This window comes from Rhodobacter aestuarii (assembly GCF_900156655.1).
Lineage (GTDB): Bacteria > Pseudomonadota > Alphaproteobacteria > Rhodobacterales > Rhodobacteraceae > Rhodobacter > Rhodobacter aestuarii.
In genome coordinates, this window is record NZ_FTOG01000001.1 from 440,216 (window position 1) to 458,128 (window position 17,913).

General features: G+C 62.1%; 16 protein-coding genes. 6 read left to right on the forward strand and 10 right to left on the reverse strand.

The features are described 5' to 3' along the window. Positions 1-47: 47 nt before the first annotated feature. The 5 genes from ihfA to BW967_RS02065 form a co-directional block, all read right to left on the reverse strand. Positions 48-350, reverse strand: a complete 303-nt coding sequence (gene ihfA / locus BW967_RS02045; RefSeq protein WP_076483354.1) for an integration host factor subunit alpha — start codon at positions 348-350, stop codon at positions 48-50. A gap of 159 nt (positions 351-509) precedes the next feature. After that, a complete protein-coding gene (locus BW967_RS02050; protein ID WP_076483355.1) occupies positions 510-1,484 on the reverse strand; it encodes a beta-ketoacyl-ACP synthase III in 975 nt (324 codons plus the stop codon). Continuing rightward, entirely contained in the window at positions 1,481-2,674 is a 1,194-nt protein-coding gene (gene plsX / locus BW967_RS02055) for a phosphate acyltransferase PlsX (protein WP_258223547.1), read from the reverse strand. Before plsX ends, BW967_RS02050 begins: the two co-directional genes overlap by 4 nt. Before the next feature lie 14 nt (positions 2,675-2,688). After that, positions 2,689-2,895 (reverse strand): 50S ribosomal protein L32, encoded by a 207-nt coding sequence (gene rpmF / locus BW967_RS02060; protein ID WP_076483356.1) that lies wholly within the window; start codon positions 2,893-2,895, stop codon positions 2,689-2,691. A gap of 187 nt (positions 2,896-3,082) precedes the next feature. Then, on the reverse strand, positions 3,083-3,661 hold the full coding sequence (locus BW967_RS02065) for a YceD family protein (RefSeq protein ID WP_076483357.1): 579 nt from the start codon (positions 3,659-3,661) through the stop codon (positions 3,083-3,085). Between the two features lie 143 nt (positions 3,662-3,804). Here BW967_RS02065 and BW967_RS02070 point away from each other — a divergent pair, with 143 nt between their 5' ends. The 3 genes from BW967_RS02070 (at position 3,805) to BW967_RS02080 (ending at position 7,048) form a co-directional block, all read left to right on the forward strand. Beyond that, complete coding sequence (locus BW967_RS02070; RefSeq protein WP_245826409.1) at positions 3,805-4,281, forward strand: outer membrane protein assembly factor BamE; 477 nt, start codon at positions 3,805-3,807, stop codon at positions 4,279-4,281. Between the two features lie 113 nt (positions 4,282-4,394). Beyond that, positions 4,395-5,168: a GNAT family N-acetyltransferase gene (locus tag BW967_RS02075; RefSeq protein WP_076483359.1), complete on the forward strand. Its 774-nt coding sequence runs from the start codon at positions 4,395-4,397 to the stop codon at positions 5,166-5,168. A 59-nt stretch (positions 5,169-5,227) separates the two neighbouring features. Beyond that, complete coding sequence (locus BW967_RS02080; RefSeq protein WP_076483360.1) at positions 5,228-7,048, forward strand: ABC-F family ATP-binding cassette domain-containing protein; 1,821 nt, start codon at positions 5,228-5,230, stop codon at positions 7,046-7,048. A gap of 107 nt (positions 7,049-7,155) precedes the next feature. Here the strand turns inward: BW967_RS02080 and BW967_RS02085 are convergent, their stop codons facing one another. The 5 genes from BW967_RS02085 to BW967_RS02105 form a co-directional block, all read right to left on the reverse strand. Continuing rightward, positions 7,156-7,557 (reverse strand): hypothetical protein, encoded by a 402-nt coding sequence (locus BW967_RS02085; RefSeq protein WP_076483361.1) that lies wholly within the window; start codon positions 7,555-7,557, stop codon positions 7,156-7,158. 185 nt (positions 7,558-7,742) lie between these two features. Beyond that, on the reverse strand, positions 7,743-9,101 hold the full coding sequence (locus tag BW967_RS02090) for an alanine/glycine:cation symporter family protein (protein ID WP_076483362.1): 1,359 nt from the start codon (positions 9,099-9,101) through the stop codon (positions 7,743-7,745). A 278-nt stretch (positions 9,102-9,379) separates the two neighbouring features. Further along, entirely contained in the window at positions 9,380-9,907 is a 528-nt protein-coding gene (locus BW967_RS02095; RefSeq protein WP_076483363.1) for a bactofilin family protein, read from the reverse strand. Further along, positions 9,897-11,213, reverse strand: a complete 1,317-nt coding sequence (locus BW967_RS02100; RefSeq protein ID WP_083951854.1) for a M23 family metallopeptidase — start codon at positions 11,211-11,213, stop codon at positions 9,897-9,899. The genes BW967_RS02095 and BW967_RS02100 overlap by 11 nt, the downstream gene beginning before the upstream one ends. A gap of 260 nt (positions 11,214-11,473) precedes the next feature. Beyond that, positions 11,474-11,950 carry a peroxiredoxin gene (locus tag BW967_RS02105; protein WP_076483365.1) on the reverse strand — a complete coding sequence of 159 codons (477 nt, stop codon included), beginning with the start codon at positions 11,948-11,950 and terminating at the stop codon, positions 11,474-11,476. 90 nt (positions 11,951-12,040) lie between these two features. Here BW967_RS02105 and BW967_RS02110 point away from each other — a divergent pair, with 90 nt between their 5' ends. The 3 genes from BW967_RS02110 to BW967_RS02120 all read left to right on the forward strand — a co-directional run bounded on the left by BW967_RS02110 (position 12,041) and on the right by BW967_RS02120 (position 17,824). Further along, positions 12,041-15,370 carry an AsmA-like C-terminal region-containing protein gene (locus tag BW967_RS02110; RefSeq protein WP_083951856.1) on the forward strand — a complete coding sequence of 1,110 codons (3,330 nt, stop codon included), beginning with the start codon at positions 12,041-12,043 and terminating at the stop codon, positions 15,368-15,370. Between the two features lie 5 nt (positions 15,371-15,375). Next, on the forward strand, positions 15,376-16,443 hold the full coding sequence (gene queA / locus BW967_RS02115) for a tRNA preQ1(34) S-adenosylmethionine ribosyltransferase-isomerase QueA (protein WP_076483366.1): 1,068 nt from the start codon (positions 15,376-15,378) through the stop codon (positions 16,441-16,443). Between the two features lie 61 nt (positions 16,444-16,504). Further along, on the forward strand, positions 16,505-17,824 hold the full coding sequence (locus BW967_RS02120) for an MFS transporter (RefSeq protein WP_076483367.1): 1,320 nt from the start codon (positions 16,505-16,507) through the stop codon (positions 17,822-17,824). The last annotated feature ends 89 nt before the right edge of the window (positions 17,825-17,913 follow it).

Below are 17,913 nucleotides of genomic sequence, written 5' to 3' on the forward strand. Positions count from 1 at the left end.
CTTGTCGGGGCGGGTTTTTGTTATGCCCCGACCGGGCTCGTGCTCGTTTACCTCGCGTTGCCGTCGGCCACGCGGTCTTTCATCAGATGCGAGGGACGGAACGAAAGCACGCGGCGGGGCGAGATCGGAACCTCTTCGCCGGTTTTCGGGTTGCGCCCCATGCGCGACGCCTTATCGCGCACCGAGAAGGTGCCGAAAGACGAGATTTTCACCGTCTCGCCGCGCACCAGCGCGTCGGACATATGTTGCAGCACGCTTTCCACAAGCTGTGCGGATTCGTTGCGGCTGAGCCCCACTTCACGGAACACAGCTTCACTCAGATCCATGCGCGTAAGAGTCTTTTCCGACATCTCAATCCCCCCGGAGTGATTTTGATCACGATGGGCGCAACCTAATCGCGAGTCAATATCAATGACTTGCGGGACGCTGTTAAGACGGTGTTTTTCTGTGTTCCTAACCTTTTGCACCTGTTGGCGGGTGATTCCCACCAGCCCAGATCGCGCAAATGGTTACCAGCGCAGCGCCACTGCGCCCCAGGCCAGCCCGCCGCCGATCGCTTCGGTCACGATCAGATCGCCGGTTTTGACCTGTCCACGGTCGCGCCCAACAGAAAGCGCAAGCGGGATCGAGGCCGCCGAGGTGTTGCCGTGATCTTGCACCGTGACCACCACGCGCTCCATCGGCACGCCCATGCGTTCGGCGGTGGCCGAGATGATGCGCAGGTTCGCCTGATGCGGCACGATCCAATCCACGTCATCGCCGGTCATATCGAGCTTGGCGAGCGCTTTATGGGCGGTGTCGGAAAGCTTCTGCACGGCATGTTTGAAGACTGCATTGCCCTGCATCCGCAGATGCCCGGCTTTGCCATTGGTGGAAACCCCACCATCGACGTAAAGCAACTCGCGGTGACGGCCATCGGAATGCAGATCGGTCGAGAGAATCCCCCGATCATGCACCGTGCCCGTGCCTTGTGCGGCTTCCAAGATCAGCGCGCCCGCGCCATCGCCAAAAAGCACACAGGTGCCGCGATCTTCCCAATCCATGATCCGCGAAAACGTCTCGGCGCCAATCACCAGCACACGCTGTGCTTGGCCCGACACGATCAGCCCATTGGCATTGGCCAGCGCAAAGACAAAGCCGGCACAAACCGCTTGCACATCATAGGCAAAGGCATTGGTGCAGCCGATGCCCGCCTGCACCATCGTCGCGACAGAGGGGAAGGTGAAATCCGGGGTCGAGGTGGCGACGATGATCGCATCCACATCCTCGGGTTTCATTTCCGCATCAATCAGCGCGGCACGGGCGGCATGGATCGCCAATTGCGAGGTGGTTTCCCCCTCGGCGGCGAAATGGCGCCGCTCGATCCCCGTGCGGGTGCGAATCCAAGCATCCGTGGTCTCAAGGGTGGCTTCAAACTCGGCGTTTTCAACAATGCGTTCGGGCAAATAGTGGCCAACACCCCGGACCACGGCTCTTATCGTCATTTCTTTGTCTCGTCCCCTGCCTCATGCTTGGCGCTATCCTGCCCCGCCGCTGACGCAAGGGCAACCCGCGCCGCCAGCCGATCCACGAAGCCAAGGCCACCAAGACGGGCAGCCAAGTCGATGGCCGCCGCCACGCCGGTGCCATCGGCCCCGCCATGCGATTTGACCACCGTGCCGTTGAGACCAAGGAACACCCCGCCATTGGCCCGGCGCGGATCGATCTTGGCCTTGAGTTTTTTGAGCGCGCGCATCGCAAGGAAGGCGCCCAGTTTCGCCATGATGCCCGAGGTGAATGCCTCGCGCATCAATTCGCCAGCAAATTTCGCGGTGCCTTCGCCGGTCTTCAGCGCGATGTTGCCGGTGAACCCATCGGTCACAATCACATCGACGCGGGTGCCGGGCAGGTCATTGCCTTCGACAAAGCCCACAAAGGTGAAATCGCCATTTTGCGCGGCATCGGTAATCAGCTCATGCGCGGCTTTCAGCTCGGCATTGCCTTTGTGTTCCTCGGTGCCGACATTCAAAAGCCCCACACGCGGACGCGTGAGCCCCAGCGCGTTGCGGGCATAGGAGGCCCCCATCAGCGCATAGGTCAGAAGGTCGACCGCATCGGCGCGGACATCGGCCCCCATATCGAGCATGACATTGTAGCCCGACGGGTTCTTGGACGGCCAGAAAGAGGCGATGGCAGGCCGGTCGACGCCGGGCATCTTGCGCAGCCGCAACATCGACACCGCCATCAGCGCGCCGGTATTGCCGCAAGACACGGCGACTTGGGCTTCCTTGTTGCGGACCGCCTCGATGGTGGACCACATCGACGTGCCTTTGCCCGAGCGCATCACCGCCGAGGGCTTGTCGTGCATTGTGACCACATCTTCGGCATGGCGGATCGTCACGCGATCCTTGAGCTTGCGCGCTTTCACCAAAGGCACAAGCTCTGCCTCGCGGCCATGCACAAGGAAATGAAGGCTCGGGTTACCGCGGGCCGCAAGGGCGACACCGTCAAGCACCGCAGCAGGTCCGCGATCTCCGCCCATCGCATCGACGGAGATCACGATGCCGCCAGAAGAAAAAGCGCCGGAAAAATCCGGCGCTGTGGCCGCGGCGGCGCGGCCTTTTTGCTGGGTGCTAGACGCTTTGTCATCCCGCGCGTTGGCCGCGGTTTGCTCCTGTTCGGGCATATTGGCCATGGCGCGGAAGCGGCTTACGCCGCGTCGTCGTCCAGATCGACCTCGGCGGCTTGTGCCACCACTTCGCGGTCATCGTAGTGGCCGCAAGCGCCACAGACGTGGTGCGGGCGTTTCAGCTCGCCACAGTTCGGGCAAGCGGCCGGGTTGGCGGCGGTAAGGGCATCGTGCGCGCGGCGCATGTTACGACGGGAGCGCGTGACTCGGTTCTGCGGGACAGCCATGTGTCTAACCTCGGTTTTGCGGGGCGCATGGCCCTGATTTTCCTTGGGTTTCGTCACGGTTGCTTGTGGCGGACCGGGGGCGAACCCTCAACTCGAATGAGGCCGGGAACATACTGCGTTTCCGGCGCGTTGCAAGCCCTTTTTACAGGCTTTTTTTGAGCGCCTGACAAGGGTGATAAATCGCCTCTTATTCTGGCGTGTTTTCGTCCGATTTTCCGCCCATCAGCGCGCGGAGATTGGCAAAGGGGCGGGTGTCTTCGTCGCGGATCGGGGCCGCACTCGGAGGCGCGGCTCGCATCTCGGTGCCTTCGGCGCCCTCGGCATGGGGGTAAAGCGGCAGCGCCAGTTCCAACGCTTCGAGCGCGACAGCGCCAAGGTCGATGCGGTCGGGCAGGGGCTCAGAATCGGTGTCTTCGGGCATTTCGACTTCTTCGCCCGTCGGCTCTTCCATATTCGCCACGTAATGGCGGCGCAGGTCTTCGCTGATGTCGGTCACCACCGGGGCCAGCGTTACCACGCAAGGCTGCACCACCTTGGCCGTGAGCCGCGCCTCCAGCAGCCAATCGTTGCGGCCTTGGGGGGTGAGCGTGCCCTTCAGCTGCAACCCCTCGACGGCGGTGATATCGGCCCATGTGGCAATGGCAGCGAGCGTCTCGCCTTCGGCGGTGATGTTGAACCGGGTCGGTTTGCGTCCGGCCAGATCGGCCACGCGCAACGGATGCGTGAAGGGCAGCTCATCAAGCGGCTGGGGCGGGGAATGGGTCATCGCAAGCTCCGATCGTTCGCGGTCTGGGGCAGTCGGCCATTTGGGGCCTCGTTTGCGCCATAAGGTGTTACGGCGCTTGAGGGTCGGGCTGTCCTGTTGTAAGCGGGATAAAAGGCCCGAGAAGATGAGGCAAGGGGGATAGGGTGAGCAGCACGGTTGCACCGCAGCGTATGGCGAAGAAGATAGCCCTGTCTATTGCTCTGGTGGGCATGCTGGCGGCCGCAAGCTGCACGGCGATTTACCGCAATCACGGCTATGTGCCGAATGAAGAAGACCTTGCCCAGATCGAGGTCGGCAAAAGCAACCAGCAAGACGTGGCCTATGTGATTGGCCGCCCGGCCTCCAAAGGGCTGCTGCAAGGCGCAGGGTGGTTCTATGTCGGTTCGCGCTGGAAGCATTACGGCGCGCGCGCGCCGCAGGAAGTGGAACGCGAGGTTGTCGCGGTCAGCTTTGACGACAAGGGCGTTGTCTCCAATATCGAGCGCTTCGGTCTGGAAGATGGCGAGGTTGTTGTGCTGTCGCGGCGCGTGACCAAATCCAGCATCAAAGGCATCAGCGTTGTGCGGGAACTGCTCGGTTCGCTGGGCCGCGTGTCTGCGGGCCAGATCGTCGGCGACTGATCTGACAAGCGCGCTGCCGCGTCGCAGCGCGCTGTCTTTTCGCTGTTAAGGAAGTGCCGTAGAGTATCGACGCTGTGGCCAGATCGGGCCCAGGATTCCCTGCCGGAGCACCCATGTTCTCGCTGTCGAAATTCTCTCTTGCCCGGGGCCGATATGCGGCCCGTTTCGCCGTGACCCCCGAAGATGTTCAGGCCGCGCAGGCTTTGCGCTGGCGGGCGTTCATCGCCAATCGGGGCCGCGACGGGGCGGCGCAGGCGGCGCTTGATGTCGATGCCTTTGATGCCGATTGCCGCCATGTGCTGGTGGAGGAAACCGGCTCGGGCCAATTGGTTTGTTGCTTCCGGTTGATGCCCTTGGAAAACGGCGCAGAGCTTGAGCGCAGCTATTCGGCACAGTTTTATGACCTGACGCCTTTGTCGGAATACCCCGGCAAAATGGTCGAGATGGGCCGCTTCTGCATTGATCCTGCGTGCCGCGACCCGGATATTTTGCGCCTCGCTTGGGGGGCGGTGACGCGCTTTGTCGATGCCGAAGGGATCGAGATGCTGTTTGGCTGCTCGTCGTTTCTGAGCACCGATTTTGACAGCTACACCGATACATTCGCGCTTTTGGCCGAGCGTCACCTTGCGCCGCGGCGTTGGCGGGTGCAGGTGAAGGCCCCCAAGGTGATCCGCTATGCGCGCCAGCTTTTGGGCCGCAAGGGTGACCCGAAACTGGCCATGCTGAAAATGCCGCCGCTGTTGCGCAGCTATTTGGGCATGGGCGGTTGGGTCAGCGACCATGCGGTCGTGGATGAGGATCTGGGCACGCTGCATGTCTTCACCGGGCTTGAGATCGGCGCGATCCCGCCCGCACGCGCCCGCGCGCTGCGGCTGGTGGCGGGCTGATACAACACAAGCGCCCCATCCCCGTTGACCTTTGCGCGCGGCCCGGCTAGCGGAAGCACATGGCACGCGCACCTCTTTTACAGCTTTCGTCGATCTCGCTCACCTTTGGCGGCAACCCTGTCTTTGACGGGCTTGACCTCACAGTGCAGGAGGGGGATCGGGTCGCCCTTGTGGGCCGCAATGGCTCGGGCAAATCCACCCTCATGAAGGTGATGGCGGGGCTGATCGAGGCCGATCACGGTGCGCGCGTGGTGCCTACGGGCACGCGCGTGGGCTACATGGAACAAGAGCCGGATCTGAGCGCCTTTGAGACCTTGGGTGATTTTGCCGCCTCTGGCCTGCCCGAGGGCGAGCGTTACAAGGTCGAGATGGTGGCCGAGGGGTTGAAGTTCCGCCCCGATGCGCCTGTTTCCACGGCCTCTGGCGGTGAGCGGCGGCGCGCGGCTTTGGCGAAATTGCTCGCTGAAGGGCCGGAATTGATGCTGCTCGACGAGCCTACCAACCACCTTGATATTCAGGCCATCGGCTGGCTGGAGGACTATCTGCGCGACACCCGCACCGCCTATGTGCTGATTTCCCACGACCGCGCCTTCTTGCGCCATTTGACCCGTGCCGTTCTGTGGATCGACCGGGGCGAGGTGCGCCGGATGGAAAAGGGCTTTGAGCATTTTGAGGATTGGCGCGAGGAAACTTGGTCTGCGGAAGATGACGCCCGCCACAAGTTAGACCGCAAGATCAAGGCCGAGGCGCGTTGGGCGGTTGAGGGGATTTCGGCGCGGCGCAAGCGCAACATGGGCCGGGTGCGCGCGCTGCAAGCGCTCCGCGCCGAACGGGCGAGCCAAATCCGCCGCCAAGGCACCGCTGCGATGGAACTCGAAAGCGGCCAGCAATCCGGTAAGCGGGTGATCGAGGCGTTGGGCCTTGCCAAAAGCTTTGCCGAGAAGCCGATTGTGAAAAACTTCGATCTGCGGGTTTTGCGCGGTGACCGGGTGGCTTTTGTGGGCCCCAATGGCGTGGGCAAAACCACGCTTTTGAAAATGCTCACGGGCGAGTTGGAGCCTGATGCGGGCACGGTGAAACAGGGCACCAATCTGGAAATGGCGGTCTTTGACCAGACCCGCTCGGCGCTCGATTTTGAAATGACGCTGTGGGATGGGTTGGTCAATGACCCGGAGATGCGCGTCTCGGGCCGCTCTGACCAGGTGATGGTGCGCGGCACGCCAAAGCACGTGGTGGGCTACCTCAAGGACTTTCTCTTTGACGAGGCGCAGGCGCGCGCGCCGATTGGCTCGCTGTCTGGTGGCGAACGCGCGCGGCTCTTGCTCGCCCGGATCATGGCGAAACCGTCGAACCTTTTGGTGCTCGACGAGCCGACGAACGATCTCGATGTGGAAACGCTCGATCTGTTGCAAGACATCTTGGGCGAATATGACGGCACCGTGCTTTTGGTGAGCCACGACCGGGATTTTATCGACCGGGTGGCCTCCACGACCATCGCGATGGAAGGCGATGGCCGCGCCACGGTTTATGCGGGCGGCTGGTCCGATTATCAGGCGCAAAAGGCGCTCACCGCCCCCGCGCCCGAAGCCGCGAAACCCGCGCCGAAAAAGGCGGAGGCGGTGAAAGAGGCCCCGAAGGACACGCCCAAGAAAGCGGGCCTGACCTTTACCGAAAAGCACCGTCTGGAAGAACTGCCCGGCGTGATGGAGAAACTTGAGCGCGAGATTGCCAAGCTGCATGAGCTGCTCTCCGACGCTGATCTGTTCACCCGCGAGCCGGTGAAATTCGCCAAAGCCTCAGAAATGCTGGTCGAACGCGAAGCCGCACTCAGCGCCGCCGAGGAAGAATGGCTGACGCTTGAGGAAAAGGCGGGCAGTTGAGCCGTTCAAAGCCGCAGCGATGAAAGATAAAAGCCGCACTCACCAGAGCGCGGCTTTTGTGTTTGCTCTCAACGTTCAGGGCGTGCCGAACACCCTCCCGATTGGATTTATTCGAGGTTGGTGAGATACAAAGGTACTTCTTGTTCGGTTTGCCCAAGCGCCGCCGCCGGCGGGGCTTTGGTGTTCACGTAGCCACCGCTGACCCCGAAGTTGATGCCGCCGCCATTGCCAAGGCCAAAGCCGATATCGGCGCCGATATAGAGGTCATTGTCGATATAGGCGGCACCGATGCTCGGGCGCCAGCTGCCCGACTGGAACATGTAATCAAGGCCGATGGTGCCGACGGTATCGCCTTCTTCGTCATCCGAGAAAATGCGCGCGCCAATGCCGGTTTGCGGGCCGCCAGAGCCGCCAAAAGCAATTGTCATACCAACACCAATCGTCGGATCCGCAGCAGCGGGGAGCGCAAGCGCCCCAAGGCAGGCGGCCGTCAAGATGATTTTCTTCATGATAATTCCTCGTCTTTCACCGTATCGTTTGAGCCTGTGGCATTCTCAGAAGCCTGTCAATTAAGGTTTTCTATACCACGTTGCGCGGCGCACGGGCTGATTGCGGGGGCTGGATACGGCACAACTCAAAGCAAAAGGGCGGCCCGAAAGCCGCCCCTTGTCTCTCTTCTGGCACAGCGACAAGCTCAGTTCCCGCCTTCGCCGCCCGGGGCGAAATACTCGCGCGTCAACGAAACGATGATCGGCGAGAGCAGCAGCAGCGAGATCAGGTTCGGGATCGCCATCAGCGCGTTGAGCGTATCGGCCACCAGCCAAGCAAAATCGAGGCTCAGCGTCGCGCCAAAGAAGACCGCGATGGTCCACAGCAGCCGGAACGGTTTTTCGCTCACCGTGCCAAGCAGGTATTCCCAGCATTTCTCGGCGTAATAGGCCCAGCCGAGAATGGTGGTGAAGGCGAAGGGCGCAAGGCAGAGCGTCAGCAGATAGTTGCCAAAGCCCGGGATCGCCGCCTCAAAGGCCGAGGCAGAAAGCAGCGCGCCGGTTTCGCCGTTGGTCCAGACGCCGGTGACCATGATCGCAAGGCCCGTCAGCGTGCAGATGATGATCGTGTCGATGAATGTTCCCATCATGCCAACCACGCCCGAAAAGACGGGGTTGGAGGTGGAGCCAGACGCCTGCGCGATACCTGCGGTGCCAAGGCCCGCTTCGTTCGAAAAGATACCGCGCGCCACGCCCTTTTGCATCGCCATGATGATGCTCGAGCCCAAGAACCCGCCAGCGGCTGCCGTGCCGGTAAAGGCATCCGTCACGATGGTGGCAAAGGCCGCCGGAATGTTGCCAGCAAAAGCGATCAAAACGAAGATGACAGAGATCAGATAGACCACCGCCATGAAGGGCACGACCTTTTGCGCCACTGCGCCGATGCGCCGGATCCCGCCCAAAACGACGAGCCCCGTGACGCCGGTCAGAACGATCCCGGTGATCCAAGTTTGCACGCCGAAAGAGTTTTGGATCGCGGCGGCGATGCCATTGGCTTGCACCATATTGCCGATGCCAAAGCCCGCAAGCCCGCCAAAAAGCGCAAAGGCAGTGCCGAGCCAATGCCAATGTTTGCCAAGCCCGTTTTTGATCGCGAACATCGGGCCACCGATATGTTCGCCTTTGTCGTCCACCTCGCGATATTTCACCGCGACAACCACTTCGGCATATTTCGTGGCCATGCCGACAAAGGCGGTGACCCACATCCAAAACAGCGCACCGGGGCCGCCCACGGCAATGGCCGTGGCCACACCCGCGATATTGCCGGTGCCGATGGTGCCCGAAAGCGCCGTCATCAGCGCGGCATAGGGGGTGATTTCCCCTTCCGAGTCCGCGCCGGGGGTGCGGCTCTTCCAGATCATCTTGAAGCCGTAGACAAGCTTGAAGATCGGCATGAAGCCAAGGCGCAGCTGAAGGAAAAAGCCGGTGCCAATGATCAAGACAATCATTGGAACGCCCCAGACAATACCGTTCAGCCAGTTGAAGAAATTAAGTATCAGTTCCAAACGGTTGTCTCCTCTTTCTCCCTCGCAGCGCCGTTTCCACAAAGAACATGGGCGGATATGCGACGCATCTCGCGTAGCAGGGATTTATGCTGTTGTTCATGGCCCTCCCGTACATGCCCTTCTTCGCGAAGTTCAACCCCACGATTCGCCACATCCTCCCAGAATGCATAGCCGCTAAGCGTTTGATCCGGTGAGAAGGTCTTGGCCGCGTAACGCGCCGGGCGAAATGCAAAAAGGCGGCCCGAAGGCCGCCCTTTGTGTTGGGTGTTTGTGGGCGCTTAGGCGCCCGTCGGCGCTTTCGGCGCGGGGGCGAATTCGGGCGCATCAGGAGCCATCAGCTTCGGCGCATTGGCGCCTTGCAGCGGGTCGTCTTGACGCTGCACCGAGCCCTCGAAATGGGCGCCGGATTCGATCGCGATGGTTTTGTGGATAATGTCGCCTTCGACCCGCGCGGTCGAGGTCAGGCGCACTTTGAGGCCGCGCACGCGGCCCACGACGCGGCCATGCACCACCACATCATCGGCGACGATTTCGCCTTTGATCGTGGCGCTTTCTCCCACGGTCAGCAGATGCGCGCGGATATCGCCTTCGACGACGCCTTCCACCTGCACATCGCCGGTGGTTTTGATATTGCCCGTGACCGTGAGGTCTGCCGACAGCACCGAGGCCGCAGGCTTAGCGCGCGGCGTGGAGGAGGGCACGAAATCCCCGAGCGGGCGCGAGGGCGGCATGGTCGCCTCGGACTTCTTCTCGGGATCGGTGGCCGCTTTCGGGCCGGGTTCGTGGATCTTGCTTTTAGAAAACATCCTGAGCCGCCTTGATGAAGGTCATCGGGTTGATGGGGGCGCCACCCACCCGGATTTCATAGTGCAGATGCGGTCCGGTGGACCGTCCGGTATTGCCTGTATCACCGATCACTTCGCCGCGCGACACTTTTTGCCCCACCTTCACGCGGATTTTGGACAGGTGCCCATAGACGGTGGAGACGCCAAATTGGTGGCGCAGTTTGATCACATTGCCATAGCCATTTTCCCAGCCGGCTTCGGTCACCACGCCATCGGCGGGGGCGTGCACATCCATGCCCACCGGGCCCGCCAAATCAATGCCCGCATGCAGCCGCCCCCAACGATAGCCGAAGGGCGAGGTGAAGCGGTAGCCGCCGCGCAGCGGCATTGCGAAGGGCAGCTTGTCGATGGCGATCCGGTACAGGTTCATCTCATCAAGGCGCTGCAATATGCCTTCGGCGCGGGCGGTATCTTCATCGGGGTCGATCATGCCCTTGGTCGAGATCGCCGCCGGGATCAGAGGGCCGCCGGTGCCCGAATAGCCGCGGCGGATTTGGGCGATGATGTCATCGGGGTCCATGCCCGCCTTTTTGAACATGCGATCAAGGGGCTCCATCGAGATTTGCACCGCTCCTTCGAGCGTATCGAAAATCTCGTCGTTGCGCTCTTCGATCAGGCGGCGTTCAAGCACGGCCTGATCGGCTTCTTCGCGCGCGCTTTCGGCATCGCGCGCGGCGCGGTCGCGTTCGGTTGCGGTGCGGGTCAGCGCGACAGAGAGCAGATCGACCGTGCCGCCCATATCGCCGATTTTCGCGCTGAGCGTGGCGGCGCTTTGCGCGCCGGTGCCTTTGGCGGCGGCCAGCTGCGTGCGCGCCTCATCGCGTTCGGACATGGTGCGGCGCAGGGTCGATTGAATGACGTTGATGCCGGTTTCCAATTCGCGGCGGCGTTCTTCGGAGGCGAGCAGTTGCGATTGCATCTGCGAAACTTGCTCCAGCGCCATCTGGAACCGATCTTGCGCGGCCAGTGCCTCTGCCGCGCGCTGGTCGCGCTCGCGCGCCAAAATATCGAGCCGGGTTTCAAACTGCGCCATGGCGATCCGGGCCTGATCGCGCGCCCCGCCCGAGGAAATCCCGTCGATGAACAGAAGCGACGAGGCGATCACCGACCACAGGAACACCATGCCAAGCGCAAACAGCGTCACCGCCTGAGTCAGAGGACGCAGCCGCACGAAACGGGTCGCATCTTCGGATTTCAGAAACAGGCGCTGCTCGGGCAGCCATCTTTCCAGCACCATATTGGCGCGGTCGAGTATCCGTCTGGGCACGGCGGTCTTCCTGTCTTTGGGGCGCAAGAGGAACGCCCGAATTTTGGCCCGGAATGGTTAATATCTCAACAATTCGGGCTTTGCCCGGTTAGCAAGCGGGGCAAGCCCGGTGCAACCACTTTTGCCACAACCATGGGGCGAGTGCTGAAAAACGGGCAGAAAATCGCTCAAAACCAACTGCTTTGGCGGTGTTTTGCCAAGAGCAAAAAAGCCCGGGCAATGCGCCCGGGCCTGCGGAAACGACCGATGTCCAAAGGCGCTTAGCCCATCGCGCGCACCGCCTCCAGCACCGCCTCGGCATGGCCCTTGACCGAGACTTTCGGCCAGACCTGCGCCACCACGCCTTCTGAATCGATCAAGAAAGTGGCGCGCTGAATCCCCATAGAGGTTTTGCCATACATCTTCTTTTCGACCCAAGTGCCATAGGCCTCACAGGTCGCGCCGGTCTCGTCCGAGACCAGCTTCACCCCAAGGCTATGCTTGGCGCAAAATTTCGCGTGGGCCTTTGGGCTGTCTTTCGAAATCCCCACCACAAGCGCGCCTGCGGCATCGAAATCCGCCCCAAGGCGCGTGAAATCCAACGCCTCTGTGGTACAGCCGGGGGTGTCGTCTTTGGGGTAGAAATACAAAACAACCTTGCGCGGGCGCAGCGCCGAAAGCGTCAGTTCGCCGGTTTCTGCCCCGGTTTCGGTGAGCGGCAGGGTGAAATCCGGCGCGTTTTCGCCGATTGCGATCATTTGCGTTCCTCCTTGTCAGATGGCAGGAGTAAGCTAGAGCAGAACGCGGCGCCGTCAAAGGGGCGCAACAGGCAGGCAAACGGCAAACGGATGAACGAGAGCGGCGCGGACCCCGCGAAAACGGTACAGCCTCCGGCGCAGCCCGAGGCGGGCGCGACGATGCGCCCCGCGCGCCGGCGCAAGCGCCGTTTGGTGTCGCTTGTGTTCGGGGTGCCGATCTTGGTGCTGTTGCTCGGCCTTGCTGGTCTGATCGTGACCCATACGCCGGTTCCGGTGCCGCAACTTCTGTTGAGCCGGGTTGAGGCGCAGGTGAACACCGCGCTTGCCGGGCGCTTGGGGGTGCGGATTGGGGCTGCGGCGGTGGTGGTGGCCGAGGGGCTGGTGCCCGAGGTCCGGCTTGACGTTGTGCGGGCCAACCAACCCTCTGGCCTGCCCATTGCGGTTTTGCCCGAACTAGCGGTGCGGTTTGATCTGGGCGCGCTTTTGTCGGGCCGTTTGGCGCCTGAAAGCCTGCGGATCGGTGGGGCGCGTGTCGCGCTTTATCGCCGCCCCGATGGCAGCATTGATCTGGCGCTGCCCGAGGGGGAAGAGGGCGCGCTGGCCGGGCTTGATCTGACCGATCCGACCAAAGTGACCGAGGCGATCGAGACCTTTTTTGCGACGCCACTTTTGGCCAGCGTCGATGAGATCACCGCCGAAGACTTGCACATTCGGCTTGTTGACACGCGGCTTGGCCGGGTTTGGGAAGTGTCGCAAGGCCGGTTTCGGTTGCGCCAGACCAATGAAGATATCTCGCTGACGCTAGGTTTTGATGTGGGGGAACGCGACCGCTTGCCCGCACAGGTGGCGCTGACGGCCTCGACCTCGAAATTCTCGCCGCGCGCCGCTTTTGGCGCGGCGGTGACTGAGGTGCCTGCCGCTGATCTTGCGGTGCAATCGCCCGCTTTGGCGGTGCTGGGTCTGTTGGATGCGCCGATTTCGGGCACGATCCAATCGGGCATCACCGAGACGGGCGAGTTGGAGCGGCTTGACGCGACCTTGCGCATTGGCGCGGGTGCGCTGCGCCCGGTCGAGGGAGCGCAACCCGTCGCTTTTGACAGTGCCGATCTGCGGCTGCGCTATGATCCCGCGGCGCAGCGGGTGCAGATTGACCGGCTTGATCTGCAAAGCCGGGCTTTGCGGCTTGGGGCCTCGGGGCAGGTGCTTTTGCGGGATGTGGTGAATGGCTTGCCGGGCGCGGCGCTTGCGCAGGTGGCGCTGCATGACATTGCCGCCGACCCTGAGGGGCTGTTTGAAAAGCCCGCGCTGATTTCCGAGGGCGCGCTTGATCTGCGGTTACAGCTTGATCCGTTCCGCATTGACGTGGGGCAGGTGCAGCTGGTGGAGGGTGCGCGCCGGGTTGCGGGCCGTGGCAAGGTCGCGGCGGGGCCGGAGGGGTGGAGCGTCGCCTTTGATGCCGAAGTGGGCGAGATCGCCTCGGATGATCTTTTGGCGCTTTGGCCGAAGGCGCTGGTGCCGCCGACGCGTGATTGGATCGAGAAGAACGTTACCACCGGGCAGCTGCGCAATGTGCGCGCGGCGGTGCGCTTGCAGCCGCAAGCTGAGCCACGGCTGGAACTGGGCTATGAATTCCGCGGCGCCGAGGTGAAGGTGCTCAACACTCTGCCGCCGGTGCGCGAGGGGCGCGGCTTTGCGGGCATCACAGAAAACCAGCATACCTTGATGGTGGAAGAGGGGCGGCTAGAGGCGCCCCAAGGCGGCGGCATCGAAGTGGCGGATTCGGTGATGACAGTGCCGGACATTCGCCAAATTCCTGCGGCGGCCGATGTGCGGCTGGTTACCCGCTCGCCGATCCCGGCGGCGCTGTCGCTTTTGGATGAGGAACCGTTCCGCTTCCTCTCCAAAGCTGGGCGCGACACCGATATTGCCGAGGGTTGGGCCGAGGCGCGCACTGATCTGCATTTCCTTTTGGAAAAGAAGATCTTGGCCGAAGATGTTGAGTTTAACGTCATAGCGCGGCTCACCGATGTGCGCTCCACCACCTTGGTTCCCGGCCATGAGATCACCGCGCCGCTTTTTAAGTTGGTGGCGGATCGGGCGGGGATGACGGTTTCGGGCGCGGGGCATTTTGACGTGGTGCCGTTTCAAGGCCGTTGGACACAGCGCTTCGGGCCGGAACATCGCGGCACGTCGCGCGTGGATGGCTTTGTAGAGGTGACACCCGAAGCGCTTGACCATCTGAAGATCGGCCTACCCGAGGGCGCGGTGAAGGGCGAAGGCTGGGGGCATTTGGACATTGCTTTCGCCAAAGACGAAGCGCCGCGCTACAGATTCAAGACCGACCTCAAGGGGCTGCGGCTCTCGATCCCCGAGATCGGCTGGTCAAAAGCGGCCGCGACCGAGGGTCAGTTAGAACTGACTGGCAGTTTGGGCAAAGTGGCGACGGTGGATCGGCTCGTGGCGTCCGCCCCTGGGCTTGCGACGACGGGGAAGGTGGTGCTGACCGCCACTGGGTTTGAGCGCGCGATTTATGACAGTCTCAAGATCGGTCGCTGGTTTGAGGGCGCGGCGGAACTTGTCGCGCGTGGCGCGGGTCGGGCGCCCGATGTGGTGGTGAAATCGGGGCGGTTGGATTTGCGCGCGCTGCCCAATGGTTCGGGCGGTTCGGGCGGCAAAGGCGGCGGGAAGATCACCGCGCAACTTGACCGGGTGACCGTGACCGATGGGATCGCGCTTACGGGCCTTGCGGGCAATTTTACCACGCGGGGCGGCTTTGCTGGCGATTTTACCGCGCGGGTGAATGGCGCGGCTGCGGTGCGCGGGGCGGTCATTCCGCAAGCGGGCCGCGCGGCGATCCGGCTCACGGCACAAGACGGTGGTGCGGTGCTGGATGCGGCGGGGATCTTTTCCAAAGCGCGCGGCGGGGCGATGGATCTGACGCTGCGCCCGGTTGGCGATAAAAGCTATGATGGCGCGTTGAAGATTGCCGATCTGAAGGTGCGCGATGCCCCGGTGCTGGCCTCGATGCTTTCTGCCGCTTCGGTGATTGGGCTGTTGGAGCAACTCAACGGCGACGGGATCACCTTTAATGAAGTGACCGGTGATTTCCGCATTGCGCCGAATGGTGTCACCGTGCGCGCGGGCGAGGCGCTTGGCGCCTCGATGGGGGTGACGATGACGGGCGTCTACTACCCCGAAACCAAAGCTTTCAACATGGAAGGGGTTGTCTCGCCCTTCTATATCGTCAATGCCATCGGCCAGATATTCGCACGCAAGGGCGAGGGGCTGTTTGGCTTTACCTATCGGCTGGGAGGCACCGCCGAGGCACCCAAGATTTCGATCAACCCGCTGTCGATCCTGACACCGGGGATGTTCCGCGAAATCTTCCGCCGCTCGCCGCCCCCCATTGTGACGGAATAACTTCGATGAAACTGGATGACTTCGATTTCGATCTGCCCGAAGGGTTGATCGCCACCCGGCCCGCGCGGCCGCGCACGGCTGCCAAGCTTTTGGTGGCCGAGGGAGAGGGCATCCGCGATCTGACTGTGGCCGATCTGCCCGATCTTTTGGGGCCGGGTGATCGGCTGGTGCTCAACAACACCAAGGTGATCCCGGCGCGGCTGACGGGGAGCCGTGCGCGCGACACGGGGCAGGGCACCGTTGTCGCGAAGATCGAGGTCACACTGCTCGAACCCGCGCCGGGAGGGGCTTGGAGCGCGCTTGCGAAACCCTTGCGCAAGGTGAAAGAGGGCGAAGAGATCACCTTTTCGGATCGGCTTTCGGCCAAGGTTTTGACGATTGCGGAAGGGCAGATGCAGATCGCCTTCAATTGCACCGGGGCCGATTTTGACGCCGCGCTGGCCGAGGCGGGGGCGATGCCCTTGCCACCCTATATCGCCGCTTTGCGCGCGCCCGACGAGGACGACAAGAGCGATTATCAAACCGTCTTCGCGCGCCATTCGGGGGCGGTGGCCGCGCCCACGGCAAGCCTGCACTTCACCCCGGAACTGCTTGAAACGCTTCGTCAAAAGGGTGTCTCGTTCACCGAGGTGACGCTTCACGTCGGCGCGGGGACGTTTTTGCCGGTGAAGGTGGAAGATGTCACCACCCACAAGATGCATGCCGAATGGGGTGAGGTCTCAGCGCAAGCGGCGGCAGAGATCAACGCGACCAAAGCGGCCGGGGGGCGCGTGATCCCGGTGGGGACAACTGCGCTGCGGCTGATTGAAAGTGCCGCCGTGGCCGAGGGCGAGATTGCGCCCTTTTGCGACACGACCGAGATTTTCATCTATCCGGGCTATCGCTTCCGCATTGCCGATGCGCTGATGACCAATTTTCACCTGCCCAAATCCACCCTTTTGATGCTGGTTTCCGCGCTGATGGGGCAGGAACGTATTCGTGAAATTTACGCTCATGCGGTTGCAAAGGGCTATCGGTTCTTTTCTTATGGGGATGCGTCCCTTCTGCTGCCAAAAGCCCGCAACGGGGGGTGACGCTTGTCGCCCCGCGCCCTATCCTGAGCGCAGTCCCTTCTTTTCCGGATAGGTTTGACCAATGCTGACCGTTTTGCGCACCACTTGGCCTTTGCTCTTGGGCATCATGCTGCTGATGGTGGGCAACGGGATGCAGGGCACGCTGCTGGGGATCCGGGGCGCGATTGAGCAAATCGGCACCTATCAGATGTCGATCGTCATGTCGGCCTATTTTGCGGGCTTCTTGCTCGGTTCGCAATTGACCCCGCTGATGATCCGGCGCGTGGGCCATGTGCGGGTCTTTGCGGCGCTCGGCTCGCTGATCTCTGCGCTGCTGATCCTTTATGCGGCCTATCCGAACTGGATCGCTTGGGCCTTGATGCGGGTGCTGATTGGCTTTTGCTTTTCGGGCGTTTATATCACCGCCGAAAGCTGGCTTAACGCCTCCACCGCAAACGAGCAGCGCGGCCAAGCGCTTTCGGCCTATATGATCGTGCAGATGGTCGGCATCATCTCCGGCCAAGCTCTGATGAACGTCGCTGACCCGGCGGGCTATCTGCTTTTCGTCATTCCCTCGGTGCTGGTGTCGCTGGCCTTTACGCCGATTTTGCTTTCGGCCAGCCCCGCGCCGGCCTTTGCCGAGGTGCGACGGCTTACCCTACGTGACCTTTACAAAATCTCGCCTTTGGGGGTGGTCGGCATTTTCTTGATGGGCGGCACCTTTGCGGCTTTGTTCTCGATGGTCTCGGTCTGGGGCACGCAGGTGGGGCTGTCGGTCACGCAAATCTCGATGTTTGTCGCGGCGATCTATTTTGGCGGGCTTGTGGCGCAATATCCGATTGGCTGGGCCTCTGACCGCATGGATCGGCGTCAGTTGATCTTGCAAGTTGCCGTTGTGGGGGCGTTCGCAATGCTGGCGGCCTTTTTGCTGGCGCCGGGGTTTTGGACCCTGCTCGCCCTTTTCGCGGTGATCGGCGGCGTTGCGAACCCGCTTTACGCGCTGCTTCTGGCTTATACGAACGACTATCTTGAAGCGTCAGATATGGCAGCGGCCTCGGCGGGGCTTTTGTTTGTGAACGGGGTCGGGGCGATCACGGGCCCGCCCGTGACCGGTTGGCTGATGGAAAGCCTTGGTCCGGAAGGTTTTTTCCTTTACGTCGGGCTGTTGATGGCGGGCATCGCGCTTTACGCGCTGTGGCGGATTGTGCGTGCGCCCGACCGTCAGGGGGAATTCACCTCGGCCTATGCGGTCGTTTCGCCCGGTGCGACGGCCTTCGCGGTTGAGGCCGTTTTGGAGGCGGGCACTGACAGCGAGGAGCCGGCGAGCGAATCCACCCCAGAGGGCGAGGCCGCGCCTTTGGATGAGCACGCCCCCCCAAAGATGCCGCAACGGCACCCATAGACCCGGGGTCGGAAAACGATCAGGAAGGTTCGGAAAAATAGCCGCGGAACTTTCTGCCTTTGCACAAAGTTTACACAGCATTTGAATTT

Bases quoted from the DNA above. Each gene is read 5' to 3' on its own strand.
- ihfA (WP_076483354.1), bottom strand. From the start codon at position 350: ATGTCGGAAAAGACTCTTACGCGCATGGATCTGAGTGAAGCTGTGTTC.
- BW967_RS02050 (WP_076483355.1), bottom strand. From the start codon at position 1,484: ATGACGATAAGAGCCGTGGTCCGGGGTGTTGGCCACTATTTGCCCGAA.
- plsX (WP_258223547.1), bottom strand. From the start codon at position 2,674: ATGGCCAATATGCCCGAACAGGAGCAAACCGCGGCCAACGCGCGGGAT.
- rpmF (WP_076483356.1), bottom strand. From the start codon at position 2,895: ATGGCTGTCCCGCAGAACCGAGTCACGCGCTCCCGTCGTAACATGCGC.
- BW967_RS02065 (WP_076483357.1), bottom strand. From the start codon at position 3,661: ATGACCCATTCCCCGCCCCAGCCGCTTGATGAGCTGCCCTTCACGCAT.
- BW967_RS02075 (WP_076483359.1), top strand. From the start codon at position 4,395: ATGTTCTCGCTGTCGAAATTCTCTCTTGCCCGGGGCCGATATGCGGCC.
- BW967_RS02080 (WP_076483360.1), top strand. From the start codon at position 5,228: ATGGCACGCGCACCTCTTTTACAGCTTTCGTCGATCTCGCTCACCTTT.
- BW967_RS02085 (WP_076483361.1), bottom strand. From the start codon at position 7,557: ATGAAGAAAATCATCTTGACGGCCGCCTGCCTTGGGGCGCTTGCGCTC.
- BW967_RS02095 (WP_076483363.1), bottom strand. From the start codon at position 9,907: ATGTTTTCTAAAAGCAAGATCCACGAACCCGGCCCGAAAGCGGCCACC.
- BW967_RS02105 (WP_076483365.1), bottom strand. From the start codon at position 11,950: ATGATCGCAATCGGCGAAAACGCGCCGGATTTCACCCTGCCGCTCACC.
- BW967_RS02110 (WP_083951856.1), top strand. From the start codon at position 12,041: ATGAACGAGAGCGGCGCGGACCCCGCGAAAACGGTACAGCCTCCGGCG.
- queA (WP_076483366.1), top strand. From the start codon at position 15,376: ATGAAACTGGATGACTTCGATTTCGATCTGCCCGAAGGGTTGATCGCC.
- BW967_RS02120 (WP_076483367.1), top strand. From the start codon at position 16,505: ATGCTGACCGTTTTGCGCACCACTTGGCCTTTGCTCTTGGGCATCATG.